General features: G+C 44.5%; 11 protein-coding genes. 3 read left to right on the top strand and 8 right to left on the bottom strand.

Annotated features, from left to right (window positions below; genetic code table 11):
• Nucleotides 1-85: 85 nt before the first annotated feature.
• From WKR92_RS00530 to WKR92_RS00495, 8 genes are all read right to left on the bottom strand, one after another.
• A complete protein-coding gene (locus WKR92_RS00530) occupies nucleotides 86-1,198 on the bottom strand; it encodes a hypothetical protein (RefSeq protein WP_375555886.1) in 1,113 nt (370 codons plus the stop codon).
• Nucleotides 1,199-1,202: 4 nt separating this feature from the next.
• Nucleotides 1,203-1,472 (bottom strand): hypothetical protein, encoded by a 270-nt coding sequence (locus WKR92_RS00525; RefSeq protein ID WP_375555885.1) that lies wholly within the window; start codon nucleotides 1,470-1,472, stop codon nucleotides 1,203-1,205.
• A gap of 16 nt (nucleotides 1,473-1,488) precedes the next feature.
• Nucleotides 1,489-2,088, bottom strand: coding sequence for a hypothetical protein (locus tag WKR92_RS00520; protein ID WP_375555884.1), 600 nt, complete (start codon nucleotides 2,086-2,088; stop codon nucleotides 1,489-1,491).
• Nucleotides 2,089-2,172: 84 nt separating this feature from the next.
• Nucleotides 2,173-5,712, bottom strand: coding sequence for a hypothetical protein (locus WKR92_RS00515; RefSeq protein WP_375555883.1), 3,540 nt, complete (start codon nucleotides 5,710-5,712; stop codon nucleotides 2,173-2,175).
• A gap of 64 nt (nucleotides 5,713-5,776) precedes the next feature.
• Nucleotides 5,777-7,216 (bottom strand): hypothetical protein, encoded by a 1,440-nt coding sequence (locus WKR92_RS00510; RefSeq protein WP_375555882.1) that lies wholly within the window; start codon nucleotides 7,214-7,216, stop codon nucleotides 5,777-5,779.
• A gap of 15 nt (nucleotides 7,217-7,231) precedes the next feature.
• Nucleotides 7,232-7,645: a hypothetical protein gene (locus WKR92_RS00505; protein WP_375555881.1), complete on the bottom strand. Its 414-nt coding sequence runs from the start codon at nucleotides 7,643-7,645 to the stop codon at nucleotides 7,232-7,234.
• On the bottom strand, nucleotides 7,642-9,120 hold the full coding sequence (locus WKR92_RS00500) for a hypothetical protein (protein ID WP_375555880.1): 1,479 nt from the start codon (nucleotides 9,118-9,120) through the stop codon (nucleotides 7,642-7,644). Before WKR92_RS00500 ends, WKR92_RS00505 begins: the two co-directional genes overlap by 4 nt.
• A 75-nt stretch (nucleotides 9,121-9,195) precedes the next feature.
• Nucleotides 9,196-9,930: a GntR family transcriptional regulator gene (locus WKR92_RS00495; protein WP_375555879.1), complete on the bottom strand. Its 735-nt coding sequence runs from the start codon at nucleotides 9,928-9,930 to the stop codon at nucleotides 9,196-9,198.
• Between the two features lie 238 nt (nucleotides 9,931-10,168).
• On the opposite strand from WKR92_RS00495, the gene WKR92_RS00490 reads away from it, so the two are divergent.
• Genes WKR92_RS00490 through WKR92_RS00480 form a run of 3 tightly spaced genes read left to right on the top strand, consistent with a single transcriptional unit; the run spans nucleotide 10,169 to nucleotide 15,770 of the window.
• Nucleotides 10,169-12,004 carry a class I mannose-6-phosphate isomerase gene (locus WKR92_RS00490; RefSeq protein WP_375555878.1) on the top strand — a complete coding sequence of 612 codons (1,836 nt, stop codon included), beginning with the start codon at nucleotides 10,169-10,171 and terminating at the stop codon, nucleotides 12,002-12,004.
• Entirely contained in the window at nucleotides 11,991-13,382 is a 1,392-nt protein-coding gene (locus WKR92_RS00485; protein ID WP_375555877.1) for a sugar porter family MFS transporter, read from the top strand. The genes WKR92_RS00490 and WKR92_RS00485 overlap by 14 nt, the downstream gene beginning before the upstream one ends.
• Before the next feature lie 6 nt (nucleotides 13,383-13,388).
• Nucleotides 13,389-15,770, top strand: coding sequence for a GH92 family glycosyl hydrolase (locus WKR92_RS00480; protein ID WP_375555876.1), 2,382 nt, complete (start codon nucleotides 13,389-13,391; stop codon nucleotides 15,768-15,770).
• The last annotated feature ends 237 nt before the right edge of the window (nucleotides 15,771-16,007 follow it).

The following is a 16,007-nucleotide window of genomic DNA, read 5'->3' as shown; positions in this document are numbered from 1 at the left end:
AAGCGAATAGGTTTCCATATCACTTAATAGCGTGATATGTTAAAATATCATCAGTAGACTGGATATAATAGGGAACAGGATGCTATTATTGAGCCTTGTTCTCCTTCATTTCCTCGATGAGTGATTGCAAGGCGGATAAAACCTGCTCTAATTGCTTGCCCTGCTGTTTGTCACGCACAGCCACACGCTTTTCTATGGCATGCTCTTCTTTGATCGTTAATTCACGGATGCTGTTCAATTTAGCGATGGTATGGGCACTTAACTCCTCCAAAGCCTTTTGTAAAGCGTGATCTACATTGATGACGGCATCGGCCATGTATTTCTTTCGGGTCTCTATCTCGCGCAGATCAGAATGAAGTACCTCAATCATCTGCTTGTTCAGATCGATATTGCTGTCTACCGATTTAGAAATGCGCTCTAGGGCGGTCGACTGCTTCTCGCGAACTTCTAAGTTGGCGTTCAGTGTCTTCATGCCTTCCACCAGAGCGTTCGTTTCTTTCAGGTAGTTGTTCAGCTTATCAAACTCTTTTGCACTATGACGTATCTCTTGAATAACCTTGACATTATGTTCGCTCAGAGCGCCTAAGTCCGTGTCCTTCAATTCCCTCATGTATTTAGCTTGCTGTTCAAAACTGGCCTTCATTTCCTGAACTACCATCTGGAAACCCACCGTGCTCTTTTCAAAGCGACTGGCAAAACTGTCCATCTTGGCTTGCAGTGCATACACGCTCGATGTAATATTATGAGAAAGCTGCTGATCCATCTCTTGGTGTATGAAATCATACATCGCCATCTTCTGCTCTGTGTTTTTCGCAGCAGCCTTGCGGTAAATAAAACCCCAGGAAATAACCGTAAGTAGAAAACCTAGAATGCTCACCACTAAGGCTATCTTTAAGACGACGAACAGCGTACCTAGCGTTTCAGCACCAATCGATGTCACGGACGGCAAACTTAAAAATGCAATGACTAGGGATAGCAATGCCGCCACCAGGCCGATGTATAAGGGGAGGGTGACATTGTTTTTGATGTCTTTATCTTGGGCGTCCGACTTCCGGTCAATAAGCTCTTTCAGCTGATTGAAGTCGCCAATTAAGCCTCGGTTCTTCAGCAGATAGTCGTTTATCTGTGTGATCAGGGCTTTCTTGTCTTTCGACCAGTTTTTCGGAGCTTCAATTAGTTTTACCTCAATATATCCCATAGCCTTATTTTTCGTCTGATCGAACTAAATGTTCAAAAAAGCTTTCTTCAGAAATCCGTTGCTCCGGACTTACCGCATGCTTGTGTTTTTTCGATAGAACTTTTTCGGAGTCCAACTCTTCTTGGTCGGGAACAAACACCTTAACCGTCTTTAAATCTTTTGTCGGAGGGATCAGCTTCGTTAAGGCACTGCTTTGCCCCAGCGTCTTCAGAAAGAAGTAAAGCTGCATGCCCACGGCTATCAATCCAATTCCTATCACAATCGCAGTTATCATTTTCGTTGCTGATTTATTACTTATACATCACCACAGCCTTTTGTTTTACAATCCAGCTACCGTTGTTCTTCTCGACCAAGCCTTTCCGCAAGGTCACCACTGTTTTGCTATCTGGCGTTACATCGTTTTCCTCGTCACATACGGGCTCAATATACGATTTTGAAAAATTTAACGCATCTCGAGTTCCCTGTTCGTCGCTTTCAAATTCAAACTCGGCTTCTTTCTCATTTAATGCCGTAAAATGATAGATCGAAACGGACGGAAGAAATTGCTCACTATACGAAGCGCTGTTAAAGCTCCCGTCTTTGTTTGGGGTCGACATGTAGAAGTCGGCTAACAGCTCTTTCTCTTGTTTAGGTGCGGATTGTACAGGCTTCTGATTTAAGAACTTCACCGTATCTTGTGCCATCTTTTCCAGTTCTGTTTGCAGAGCCAATACGGTCTCCGTTAATTTCTTTACCTCATGGTCCTTCTTCGCGATATCCAACTCCAGCTCCTCTACCTTTTTTTGCAAAGGGTCGGCATATTTGCTCTTCATCGTGCGCTGCGTTAGGTAACCCTGAATGACAATCAGGAAAACAACAACTATCGCCGGTAATATGGTCGTTAAAAACATGTTTCTTAAAATTATCTTCTACAATAACGTACAATCTTTCATTCGTGTATAAAATTTACTTCAAAAGGAGTCACCCTACTTCGCCTACTGAACTTCCTCTTCTTCGTAAATATTGAAAGCCAATTTGTTAAGGACACCCACTAGCGGATAGAAAAATAAACTGTCTGATATTTCTACATTTTGATCTTCATTCAACTCTTTAAGCTGTTGTTCAATACCTAAAAGTAAGAACTCTTTTGCTTTGCTTCTCAAGACCGTCTGCGCTAAGGTAATCGTCGAAGGATTGGCTCCGAATTCTTTCGAAAAATTCATATCCTGATGGAGTTTAAAGAACAAGTCAATAAAATTATTGTACTCTACTAATACGCTATCTGTCAATTCATTATTTATATCTGAGTAAGTCAACGCTTTATCTTCTAAAAGCGTATTCTTTTCATCACCTAGCAGCACCGATTTGATATCTTCAATCTCAATCTCCTCGTCAATCATCAAGCCACCCTTACAGGTTATTTCCTTCGGATTTTCATATTGTTTTAGTTCGATTGCACCGTCCATTGGGTGCACCGCTTTGTTGGCTGCTAAAGCATCCGCAGAAGCGGCCAAGATATCGACATCCTCATCAGGGCGCCCGTCGCCGTCAGTTTCACTCGTGCCCAAGCCAGCCGCTGTATACACTTCCGAGAAAATAGCCTCGGTCAATTTCCCTAAACCTTTCAACTTCGGTCGCGGATCGGCAAAGTCGATCACCTTCGATCCCGTTCCCGAGAATGTGATATAAGCCGGCTTATCCAAGCCTTTGGCCTTCATAAGCTTCGCCAGATGATAGATAATCGCCGAATAGAACAATAGGAACACCATTCGGAAATCCGCATCCTGTCGCAACTCTTTTGCAAAGGATGCATCGTGATTCCTTTTCTGCAGATCCCGGTTGTTTTCTAGCGAGAAGAAGAATCCCGCAATATCATCCGAGCGCTGCAGCTTTGGTAGGTAATAGGATACAATTCCCAGGTCTTTAAACTTCTCTGTGTATTTCTTTACGAAACCATTTAATGCCGGATTGGAATTATAAGCATCTCCAAAGATCGTGTTCGCCGCAAAACGCATCGAAGTCAGCACTTCCGGTCGATTCTTCGTATACACTACCATATCCGAAGTACCACCGCCGATGTCGATTGACACTACCGGGCGCTCCGTAGCCGTCACACCCAGTCGGTTTTTGAAGTAATAGAATGGGGCGATCGACTCCGACAGCTTCATCGGAGAACGTTTGTCGGTTATATAGCGACTGAACAGGTTCTCCCATTTAAATTCCATCATGCCGATCTTGAAAGGCAACATGCTGGAAGGGTAGAACCATACCAAATCGGTTTTATCCGGATTCCCGCCATTCAGAATCACCTTGTTTCGGATCAACAGCATCAGGTTTTCAAAGTAAGCGTCCACCTTCTTCAGCTCCTTGGTATTCGCTTTAAAGTCGGACCACTTCAGGTTGGTGTCAAACTTAATATTCTTTGGTATCAATTCCTTCTCGTAAGTAAAGGATAAGTTCAGATCTGCTAAGGCATAAGTAGAACTTGTAAAATCCGTTGCATCATTGTAATGGATCGCGGTCCGTGTCGGGAAGCCGTATTGCAATTTTCGACCTACTTTCAATGGCAAGAACTCGTGCGGAAGGGTTAGGATCAATGCCGCAGCACCTGTCCCTGAGAGTGATATATCCGTCTCCTCAATCTTCGGATCATGTAGGCTAGCCATCTGTAGGTCGTCCTCACCAATCTCGAAAGGCTGCGGGTCCAAATCGTTTTTCCGATATTCTATATGCGTGTTTGTCGTTCCAAAATCGACTGCAAAGGTAAAGCTCTCCGTTCCCGGCTCAATTTTCTCAAACAGCGGAAGCACAATTCCCTGGTGTCCGGCGCCATCCTTCACCACCATATAATCGAAGTCATCTTCCAATACATAGAAGTGAGAGCTGAGTCCGTCAGCCGACTTCCTCGAGCGTGATTTCTCTGCCTTGATAGTCGTTTCCGCGTTGGCATTCGCTGCCCCCAAGTCAGCACCTTTTCCACCAGCACGATTCTTAAAGAAACTCAAAGAGTAGCGTCTAGACTTCGTCAGTGGCAATACATCACGATCCATCAAAGCTATGCGATAAACCTGATTATAGTCGGCCGGCAGCTTATAAAAAGGGAAAGTTGTTAAGCTAAACTGATTCTCTACGATAATACCTTTATTGTTTTCTATATCAGCTTCTTCAATACTCAATTCGTTAGACGACGGATAGTATATTCGCTGAAATGAGACCGTGCCTTTTTTAACCGGAACACGTAAGGTAACGGTCACACCACCGCCTGCGCCCAAGCGCATTTCGAAGGCTGGCTGACCGTTCGCTGTATGCCCCAGTAAAAAGTCCGTATCAAAATAGTCGAAAAAAGCTTTCTTTATCGGCAGAATAAAACCTTTGGTAAAAGACTTCTCGGCAGACAGGTTTCCATCAAAGTAAGCCGACTTCTGCAACGGATAGACCGTGCGTATCAAATAAGGCTCCAGCAAATCAGATACCGTAAGGTACGGATACTGGTCGCCAACAAAAGGCAGTTTACGCTCGCTCATGTCACGTGTATCAACATGCGGCGCCTTCAGGTTCGCATCCCAGTGATCAGTCGTGTATTGTAGCTTATTTGAAAATTTCTCGTTCGGCAATACCAACGGCTTCAGGCCTTCATATTTGTCAGAGGCAATTACGAAGTCAGACTGGTCTGCAATATTCGTTGGTTTTGCAATTTTTTTTCGTATCGGGAAGCCCAGCACCTCCACCATGTTTCCGTCGCCTCCAATCGTAATCGGCGTATATGCATTGTTGAACTCAGCCTCCGTAAGGCCTTGAATCGCTTGCTTTACGTCGTCTCGTAGGCGACTGTAATTTTCATTCAAATAGCCGTCGATTTCGTGGAACTTCGATTGGAATCCTGTCCAGTGTTTCTGCATTCCGTAAAGGTATTTCTGAAACTCGATATCCCGCTGATAAAGCGCTTGGTATTGAGAGGAAAATACTTTCTTGATCCCAAACTGGATATTCACGTAACTAAGATCGTTAGCCGAGGTGAAAAATAAGGTAGAAGGAGAGGTTCCTCCTATAATATTCATCTTTCGCGGACCGCCCTGATAGTAATCCAGCAGGTAAATGCTATTCAAAGAATCAAAGTTATGTGCATCCTTATCCTGATCCAAGTAAAGCTTCAGTGTTTCGCCCAGCCGCTTATGTTTTGGGTTCGATGAATTCAGTAATTCCTTTAAATCCTGATGCTTATCCCATACCACCAGTTTCAATCGGTCCTGAAAACGGTCCAAATTAAAGAACAGTTCAGCCACATCCAGCGTATCAGAAACCATTTTATGGTAAATTGAATCGCCGTCTACTTGGCGACTTTCATTCAATCGCCTAAAAGCCGTCTGAATCAAGTCTATACGAGCGAAAGGACTGGGTATTGACGTGATTTCCCGGCTCGCAGACTCACCGGCAGGATCCTGGATCGCACTGATAGCATTGCTGCCATAGGCTTCCGTGATCTGCCAATCTTCAATATTGTTATTACCGTTATGAAATCTAAAAACTTTTGACATGTGTTTTTTCTTTACCGTTTTGTTTTAATCGACTCCGCACTTCTTATCATTAATCCAAACACCCTTAAGTACCGAATTTTTCTTTCGTCGCATTTTCCAAAGCCTTATCAAACAGCTCTATAAAGAAGGTATCCTGATCTTTTGCTTTAATCTTCGGTTCAACTTTTGAAAGGAGATAGTCCAGACGCGAGTAATTCGATCCCCGTTCAAACAATCCTTTCTTCGGCTTACTGTCGGCCACGAGTTCAAAAAGATTGTTGTACCCAACCTTCAGATCGAATGGAGCAAAGCTCCGTTTATTCCTCTTCAGCTCGGTTAACCATTCCCAGAAATGCTTGTTGATTGTCCGTATATACGTGTTGAAGAAGGGTTGTCCTAAAAACTGTCGGTCAATTTTCACAGAGCCCGTCGCCCATGGCAAATCCAATGCAGAATGAATATGATTTTCGGTGTACATATTAAACAACGTAAACTTCGTCAGCGCTTCCCGTAGCCTCATCTGCGTTCCCTTGCCCAGGTCGCCAAAGGTCATCGTCTCCGCGTCGTTGATAACCCCATACTCTTTGTATAAAGGAGCTGTAGCGCGACCGTTTACGTTCTGTAAATAGGAGTCATCCGTCGCCACAAAGTCGACAATCGCCAATGCCGCCGCTAGTTCAATAAAGTGCGCGTCATTCTTTTGGAAGGTAGACCCTTCATGATTTTCATAGTCTTTATTTACTTCATCACCAATATAGTATAATGCATTAAGTGAATTATTACCTGATACATTCTTATTATAATAAGTTAGCGCTGCTTTCGTCTTGGAGATAAAGGTTGCCTTGTCGATTTTCGACTTCGGATCAGGCCATACCCCAAAGTAGGGAAGAATCGATATAGCTCCAATGGGTGCCTCTTTCAACAATGCCCAAGTAGGTAAGGTATGGTCTGCATTCTTAATATTCTTCAGTAGCAATGGAAAACCTGCGGCACCAGTTCCACCAAAAATCGAAGAGATAATAAAGATCCGATCGCCCGTCGAAAAGTCGGACGCAAACTTCACAAAATCTTCCGATTCGCTAAACTGGTTCAACACCACCGAACCGATATTTGGATTGCCTTTAAAGCCCACCTCCATATCTGCTCGCAAGTTATCTTCAGAGAACAACATCGAGATTAAAGCCTTATTATTGTCGCTCAATTCCGAATAGCCAATATATTCCCGAAATTCCTCATTATGGCTACCTTTTATTTCCAATCTGAAGTTCTGTGAGATACCCGAGATCGGTGTGCTAAAGAAACTGCTATCCGGTGTCTTTTCCTTATTAATCCGTTCGTGTATATGCTGATAGGCCTTTAGTATCTCTACCGTCCGCGTCACATCACCATTCGCCGAATCCGGATCAATGATAATAGGCACCAATTCATATCCATTAAAATCTACACCTGCTGACAGCAGCATCGCCAAGGATTTAATAACCCTCGATCCCGTACCCCCAATTCCAAATAAATAGAGTTTAGCCATTTTTTATCAATCGAATTAAAAAGGTGTCCGTCGGCACATCACCGACTTTCCTTTAATGAGTAAAGACACAGCAAAAGCCACAATAAAGGTCCACAGCGCATTCACAAAAGAAAACGTCGTAAACTCCGCATAGTAAGGCACATCTTTTTCCTGAGCCGTATACAGCTCCGTCAATTGTGAAAAAGATACATAGTTCGCTACTGCGAAATTAATTCCACATAAAATCAAAATCCACACCAACCAGTGCCATGCTTTTGCAAAGCGCGGATGGTCAATCACATAATAATAAACCAGCATCCATATAATGGATGAGATCAGCATGATCAGACCTACCGGTGTGTATAAGTTATTGCTATAAAGATCGTTAGAAAAATCGCCTAACCAAAATAATCCCCAGCCCTCGTATAGCGGGGCAAAAATTTCATTCATTTTCGTCGTTTCATATAGGTGTACACCAATCCTCCGATTACCGCAAGCAGCACAAGCACAACAAAAATCTTTCCAGTATTGCTCGCCGTCGCTTTACGAACCGGAACTTTTACCTCAAAATAATACTCTTTATTCTTCGCTACCGTCTCATAAGCTTCCGAAACTCCTTCCACCAAATATTTGAAGCCAAAGGTCTTATCCTTTCTGCCCTCAAGTGTTGTATCATCCTTCGTGTCGCTTTCATACACCCACGCCGGTAGTTGTTTTTTCATTGCAAAACTCAAGTCTGAAAAAGCTTTCCCTTGCGCTTCCACTAAAAACAAGTGTGTAGCATTTGCCTCCTGTATACGAATCCAATCACTCGGCTGAATATCATTCTGCTCAATCCGCATAATGGAATCAATCGCATAGTTCCCATCCAGAATCTCGTAGTTTGCCGTATTTACTTTGTAGCTTTCTTCTACAGGAATCCGTGAAAGGTCGACCGCCACAGCAAATGAAAAAGGAGCGGAGCTGCGTTCATTAACCTCCACATCCTCAATGCCACGTACATACTTAGCTGAAGACATACTGCGGATTGGTTTAAAGCGACCCTGATTGTAGGTACTTGTCAGCACCGAATAATAATTGTCCTCCGAAAAGTCGTCCGTCGTCAAGGTCAGCTGATTTACAAAACCCGCTACCTTCAGGTCGATGTTTTCATTCAGATCAAGCACCCGGTCAGCCTCACCAGTAATCGTCAAGTAGTAGGGGCGACTCGCACCCTTCAGTTCCGTTCGCTGATTGTTCTTATCCCAATACGTTCCGTTGAAAGTCGACCGATACTGGATAATGGACGTCTGCAGTTCAGAACCCGATTTGGATTTCGAAAGAAAGGCATCTTTCGTTTGGCTCTTCTGGTAACCTAAGAGCTCTTCCGTATTCGAACCTTGTATCGAATAAATCAAATCCGAAAACAAGAGCGAAAGTGTTTGGCCATCTGTCTTTTCCAGAACCTTCTTAAATACCAGGTTCAGGTCACTCGAAGCCGTGTTCCCCACTTTCATGGTTGTCGGATTCAGCCAGGAAGCAAAGCGTGTTAGATCGCCCAAATCATCTAGCGCATGAATCTGATCATTAATAAAAAAGAGGTCAATATTTTCCTCGCCGTAATGGAATTTCAATAGAACTAGTAGGTCGCCCAACGCGTTTTTGAACTCCGTATTCCCGTTCACATAACCGTTCATACTACCCGAATTCTCAACATAGAGCGCCACTTTCGTTGGGCCCTTGCTGACAGCTTTTTCGTCCGTGGCCGCACCGCTAGAATCCAGCTTACCACTTGCATTCTCAGTCACCTCCGCAGTCAAATCATTTTCCGCAATGGCTTTCGTTGTCTCCTCAGATGCACCAGTATCACGGTTTCCCGGTCTTTCGTAACATCCGCTTATTAAAAGGCAGAAACATGCCATTAAAGCAATGTAAGAGTACTTCATAGATTCAAATGTAGGAAAATTAATGCGATTCTTGGACGAAGGATCGGCGCGATTGTTACGATAAAATTGGAATCACTACTCCCGGATGCTCTCTACCGTGTACGTAAAACTATCCGCTTTGTAGTAACCTAGGTTGTATTCTATCGGTCGCTCCGCCTGATCGAAGACAAAGCGCTTTCTGTAGAGGATCGCACTGTGGAGGTCGACTTCCAGCTTATCGGCAATAAAGTCATCCGCTAGAATAGCGCCGATTTCCTCTTGTGACTTATAGGCAACGATGGAATGCGACTGCTCCAGCATCTCGTACAGTGGCATTTTAAAGTCTTCCTCGCCCGTCAAGTTTACCCGTGGATGAAAATAGGATTCAAAATAAACGAAAGGTCCGTCGGTCGTGCCCCGGAGTCGGACCAGCTTCAATACCTTCTTGTCTTTCTTGATTTCGAAAAACTCGGCGATCGCCGGATCTGGTTTTACCCAGCTGATATGCAGTTCAAAATTCCGAATGGGGATCCCTCGTGCCGCCATTTCTTGCGAAAAGCTAAGCCAGTTCTTCGATTTGGTGCTCAGCGGTCTATTCTCGGCAACCCAAGTGCCCACACCTTTTTTCCTGACAAGCAAACCTTCATAAACCAATTTGTTGATAGCCTGCCTAAGCGTCGTGCGTGATATCGCCAATTGCTTTGCTAGATCCACTTCATTCGGCAATAACTGACCTTTGCTGAAATCTGGAGAATCTATCAGGTTTCTTAACAGTTCTTCAACTTGGTAGTGAAGGGGGACAGGACTAGAATGATCAATACTTAGCTTCATTGTACCGCGGTTATGTTACAAAAGTAATATAAAAAAATCTAAAAAGTCTATTGTATGTACATATGATTTGTTTTCAGGAATTATTTGAGGAAAATATTTGATTAAATAAATCATTTCGCTATTATTGCTATAGTCAATTAAAATTAATCTAATCAAAATTAAGTATTTATAACGTATAAACATCAGCTAACGTACTTTTTTACTGTTTCGATATGTATATACATTCTAACATTGTTTAATGGAAATTAAAGAAATCACAAGAAAGACAACTCAAGAAATCATGCCTCCGCATGTCTGCGAACGTACTCAATCGGGAAAAGACTACAATCTATACCCCTTTCATTCACTCGGAGGTGGCAAAATATCAAATGGCTATCCATCACTAGCCGACTGGATGGCATCACAAAAAGTGATCAAGATAGACGGATATGTGGGGGTCGATTGGCATTACATCATCGGTCGCTTGGGGCCTCTTTTGGAAGGGAAAGGTTTGCGTGTTAACTGGGTTATGATGGAAAACTTCATGCATAGCCAAGAAGAGATTGAGCAGCTGGTTCAGCCCTACATGGGTGAGGAAGGCTCGGTTTGGGGGTATAATGCTGATTTAAGTCTGCGCGATTTCTTTCGACCGGAAGCGTTAACAGCTATTCAACTAGATCAAGATACTGATCTCAATATCATTATTGGCACGGGTGCGGCACTTGCTGCCATCTCCGAAGTCGATCAGTCTCCGAAGAATCGTCCTACAGAGATACCCTTAGTATATATAGATCTGCCTAAAAATGAACTCCTATATCGCATGAGGGCAGGCTCCATTGGCAATTTTGGTGGAGAACCGACGGGCGATGATCAGACTATGTACAAGCGCTTTTACTTTGTCGACTGGCGCGTATGTAACCAGCATAAAGAATCTTTGCTCAAAGAGATCACCATCTTTGCTGATTCACAGTGGACCGACACCATCTCATGGTTATTCGCCGAAGATCTCTTTGCAGGCATCAAAAAGCTATCAACTTCCGTATTTCGACCTCGCCCTTGGTTTGATCCCGGTGTTTGGGGCGGTCAATGGATGAAAAAACACTTTCCGCAGCTTAGTCGCGATGAACCTAATTATGCCTGGTCCTTTGAAATCATTGCGCCAGAAAACGGATTGGTATTTGAAAGCGACGGCAATCTGCTGGAAGTGAGTTTTGATACGCTGATGTTCCAAGAGTCAAAAGCTATTTTAGGGCGACATGAAGCGACTTTCGGAACCTATTTTCCCATCCGCTTCAACTTTCTGGATACCTTCAGCGGAGGGAATCTTTCTATCCAGAGCCACCCCTCGCTGTCGTATGTACAAAAAGAGTTCGGCGAAACCTTCACACAAGATGAAACCTATTACATCCTTGATAGCAAGGCAGATTCAATTGTCTACCTCGGTTTCAAGGACAATATCAATCCCGAGGAATTCAGGCAAACACTGGAAGATAGCCATGAACACGACCAGGAAGTTGATGTGAACCGCTTCCTGCAGAGTTTTAATGCCAATAAACACGATTTCTTTTTGATACCCAACCAGACGATCCATAGCTCGGGAAGCGATAACCTCGTACTTGAAATCAGTGCAACACCCTATATTTATACCTTTAAAATGTACGATTGGTTGCAAAAAGACAGTCAGGGTAAATCGCGGCCGATCAACATTGAGCACGGATTTAACAATCTTAACTTTGAACGAAAAGGGGAACGTGTCAGCCAAGAGTTGGTCTCCAAGCCAGAAGTGATTGAGGTTGGGGGCGACTGGCAGGTGGTTCATTTGCCGACCCACACAGAACATTATTATGATGTACACCGGCTCGAGTTTAATACGGAAATCGAACAGCAAACAGAAGACGGCGTCCATATCCTGATGCTGGTCGACGGTACCCGTATTGAAGTGGAAACTCAAGACGGTACCAAAACCCAATTTAATTATGCTGAAACCTTTATTGTTCCCGCAAGTGCTAAAAGTTATCGCCTCATCAATAAAGGATCGGTTTCAGCTAAAGTAATCAAAGCCTTTGTTAAAAATAAAGCAGATGAAACAATCTAGTTTATTTATCATGATGATCTGCATCATTGCAGCGCTCGGCGGCCTCCTGTTCGGTTTTGATATGGCCGTTATATCTGGCGTCTTGCCTTTGATGCAAGATCAATTTGCCCTAAGTCCTGCCCAAGAGGGTTGGTTGGTATCATCAGCCTTGGTGGGTTGTATCATCGGCGTTGCCTTTTCCGGATCCTTAAGTGACCGCCTTGGTCGTAAAAAACTGCTCGTCGCTGCTGCTATCCTGTTTTTTATATCCGCCTTGGGTTGCGCGCTCCTTGATACCTATGCACATATTATCTGGTCTAGAATCCTTGCCGGTGTCGGTGTTGGTATAGCGTCCAATATTGTGCCTTTGTACCTCTCAGAAATTGCACCGGCCCATAAACGAGGACGGTTTGTAACCTACTATCAGCTAGCCGTTACCGTCGGTATTCTTATTGCTTACTTAAGTAACTACGGACTGCTTTTATCGGCAGAGAATATCAACCTGCACAATGATACCTTTAGCTACCTCTTTGGTGAAGAAGTATGGCGAGGCATGTTCCTTGTTGGCGCCCTGCCGGCTTTACTTTTTTTAATCGGATTATTCTTTGTTCCCGAAAGCCCGCGTTGGCTTATCCAAAACGGAAAACGAGAGCAAGGGATCCGTATCCTCGAAAAGATCAGCAGTGAAGAGGAGGCAGAGCAAAGCATCGCCAGTATCAGTGAGCAGAGCGAAAGCAGACAAGGATCCTATAAAGACCTATTAGCACCCTCTATGCGTAGACCGCTTCTACTAGGATTGCTACTGCCGTTCTTTTCACAGTTTTGCGGAATCAACGCCATTATCTATTACGGTCCAACCATCCTCACAGATGCGGGCATCAGTTTAAGTAATTCCTTCCAGAGTCAGATCATCTTCGGTGTAGCCAATATGCTTTTCACTTTTATCGCCATTTGGAAAGTTGATCAACTGGGAAGGCGACCGCTTTACCTAATCGGTACTGCCTGTGCCGCTATCAGTTTGTTGCTCACCGGTGTGTTCTTTTATCTGGACAATGTACCGGGCATCCTCATCTTGATCGCCGTATCCTTCTTCCTCGCAAGCTTTGCTTTCTCCATAGGTCCACTGAAGTTTGTTGTAGCTTCGGAAATCTTCCCTACACATATCCGTGGCCGCGCCTTGGGTCTCAGTATCATGGTTATGTGGGTTGCCGATGCGGCAGTCGGACAGATTACAGCCGTTATGCTGGGATCCATTGGCACGGCCTTTACCTTTTGGTTCTTCGCATTCTTCTGTGTGGTCGCCTTTATGACGGTATATCGACTTCTGCCGGAAACCAAAGGAAAATCCCTCGAAGAGATCGAGAAATTTTGGAGTAACGAAAACTCAGCATCTAAATAGAAAAACATGAAAAAGCTGTCCTCATACTATCTATTCATCTTTCTGCTCGCATCCCTAGTCGCTTGCGGAACGGAAAAGGACAGCCTTCAAAAAGAGAATGTTCTGCAATATGTAGACCCCAGCATTGGAACAGCTCATAGTCGCTGGTTCTTTTACACACCGGCGGCCATGCCTTACGGGATGGCTAAATTGGCTCCAGCTACCGACGCTCATGAAGGAAATCCATCCGGCTGGGAGGCGGTCGGTTATGATCCTCGCCACGAGTCCATCGAAGGCTTTGTCCACTTCCACGAGTGGCAGATTGGCGGATTTACCATGATGCCGACTACCGGTGCGCTGAAGACAATTCCTGGCGATCTGGAACATCCGGATGACGGATACCGTTCGCGTTTTAGCCATGATCGTGAAACTGCGGAACCCGGTTATTATCAGGTGTATCTTGACGATTATGGAATCAATGCAGAACTCACGGCAACCAAGCGCGTAGGTTTCCATCGCTACACCTTCCCACAAAGTGATTCATCCAGAATCATCATCGATATCGGAAATGAACAAGGTGAGAGTGGTGACGTGAAAAAAGCCCATATTAGGATGGTCGATGAAACGCATTTCGAAGGTTCGGTCACTACCTATCCTAAATACGTCGCACATTTTGATCCCGAAGGGGAAATCTCCATGTATGTCTATGGAGAACTTAGCAAGGCCCCTTCCAGTGTAGGCGCTTTTCACGCAGACGGAGTCTTGGAAAACATAAATAAAATAGATGGACTTGGCGCAGGACTTTATCTGGATTACCAAACTGCTGAGGATGAAGTCATCGAAGCGAAAGTGGGTTTATCCTATACGTCTCTTGAAAATGCTCGCAATAACCTCTTAGTGGAGGCGAGCGATCTGTCTTTTGATCAGGCAAAAAAACAAGCACAAGCCAAGTGGCAAGAGGAGCTAAGCAAGCTTTACATCGAAGATGATAACGTCGCCAATAAAACCAAGTTCTATACCGGCCTTTATCACGCACTCCTCGGACGAGGCATTGCGAATGATGTCAATGGGCAGTATCCACAATATGGCAGAAAAACTGGCCAGTTACCACTTGACGCTCAAGGAAATCCAACGGCCAACTTTATGAATACAGATGCCATTTGGGGAGCCTTTTGGAACATCACCCAATTGTGGGCTTTATCCTATCCTGAAAAATACAACGATTACATCCATAGCCATTTAGAATTCTATAAACATAGGGGATGGTTTGCGGATGGCATGGCCAATGGCCACTACGTCTCAGGCGTTGGTACCAACTTTGTCGGCCTCGCACTTGCAGCCGGCTATCAGATCGGCTTACGAGATTATGATGTCGACCTAGCTTATGAGGCCATCAAGGCCAATGAACTCGACTGGCAAGACCGCTTTGTCGGTTCCGGCAAAATGGACCTCAAACCGTTTATCGAACAGGGCTATATACCTTATCACGATAAAAATGAAAGCAATTCGGCGGGTTCTAATTTTTCCGCATCCCATACCTTGGAATACAGCTTTTCTACCCATGCCGTAGCACAAATGGCAAAATCTTTGGGCAAAGAAGAGGATTATAAAGAATTGATGAGCTACTCCAAAGGATGGGAGAATCTCTTCGAACCGGAAGATAAACTCATCCGGCCGAAAGACCATGACGGTGAATTTATCGACAATTTCGATCCCTACCAGCCTTGGAGGGGCTTCCAAGAGGGAAATGCATTGCAGTACAGCTTTTATGTGCCGCATGACCCTGTCGGACTGATCGCCAAAATCGGCGAAAAGGAATTCAATACGCGACTCAATACCATTTTTGACACCGCACAGAAAACTGCCTTTGGCGGCGGTAAGGAAATCGATGCCTTTGCCGGCGTCAAGTCGGTCTACAATCATGGAAACCAGCCTAGTCTGCATATCAGTTGGTTGTTCAACTTTTCCGGCAAACCGTACCTAACACAAAAATGGACACGTGCTATTTTGGATGAGTTCTATGGCGTAGAAAGAATTCATGGCTACGGATACGGGCAGGATGAAGATCAGGGCCAACTCGGTTCTTGGTATGTCATGGCCGCGCTCGGTCTCCTAGATGTTAAAGGCTTAACCGATATGCGACCCGTTATCCAATTCAGCAGCCCGCAATTTGATAAGGCTCATATCCGCCTCGGCAACGGGAATCAACTCCTCATTGAAACCATTAATAATTCAGAGAAAGCCGTTTATATCCAGTCCGCTACATGGAACGGCAATTCCTTGGATAACTGTTGGATGTATCGCGACGAACTCATGCAAGGGGGCACGCTGTCGTTCACCATGGGCGAAGAACCCAATACCGAATGGGGTGTCGTGAACCGACCGCCAGAGTCGACCGAAATTGAATAACAATCAAAATAACTAAGAACCTAAAAATAACGACCCATATAACCTATACTCAATAAGATGAAAAAGATCAAGCATATCCTCAGTCGGACGTTCAGTTACAGTCTAACGTTCTCCCTCAGCCTAACACTCTGTCTGCTGAGCGCTCTCACGTTATCAGCGCAAACCTCTAAAAAAGCCTCGGACGACTCATCTAAAAAGATCATCTGGTCCATCGGTGAGGATGACCAAAAGGCAGAC

The organism is Albibacterium profundi (assembly GCF_042159835.1).
Lineage (GTDB): Bacteria > Bacteroidota > Bacteroidia > Sphingobacteriales > Sphingobacteriaceae > Albibacterium > Albibacterium profundi.
Note: the sequence above shows the minus strand (reverse complement) of the source record. Positions and strands in the feature narration are given on the sequence as shown.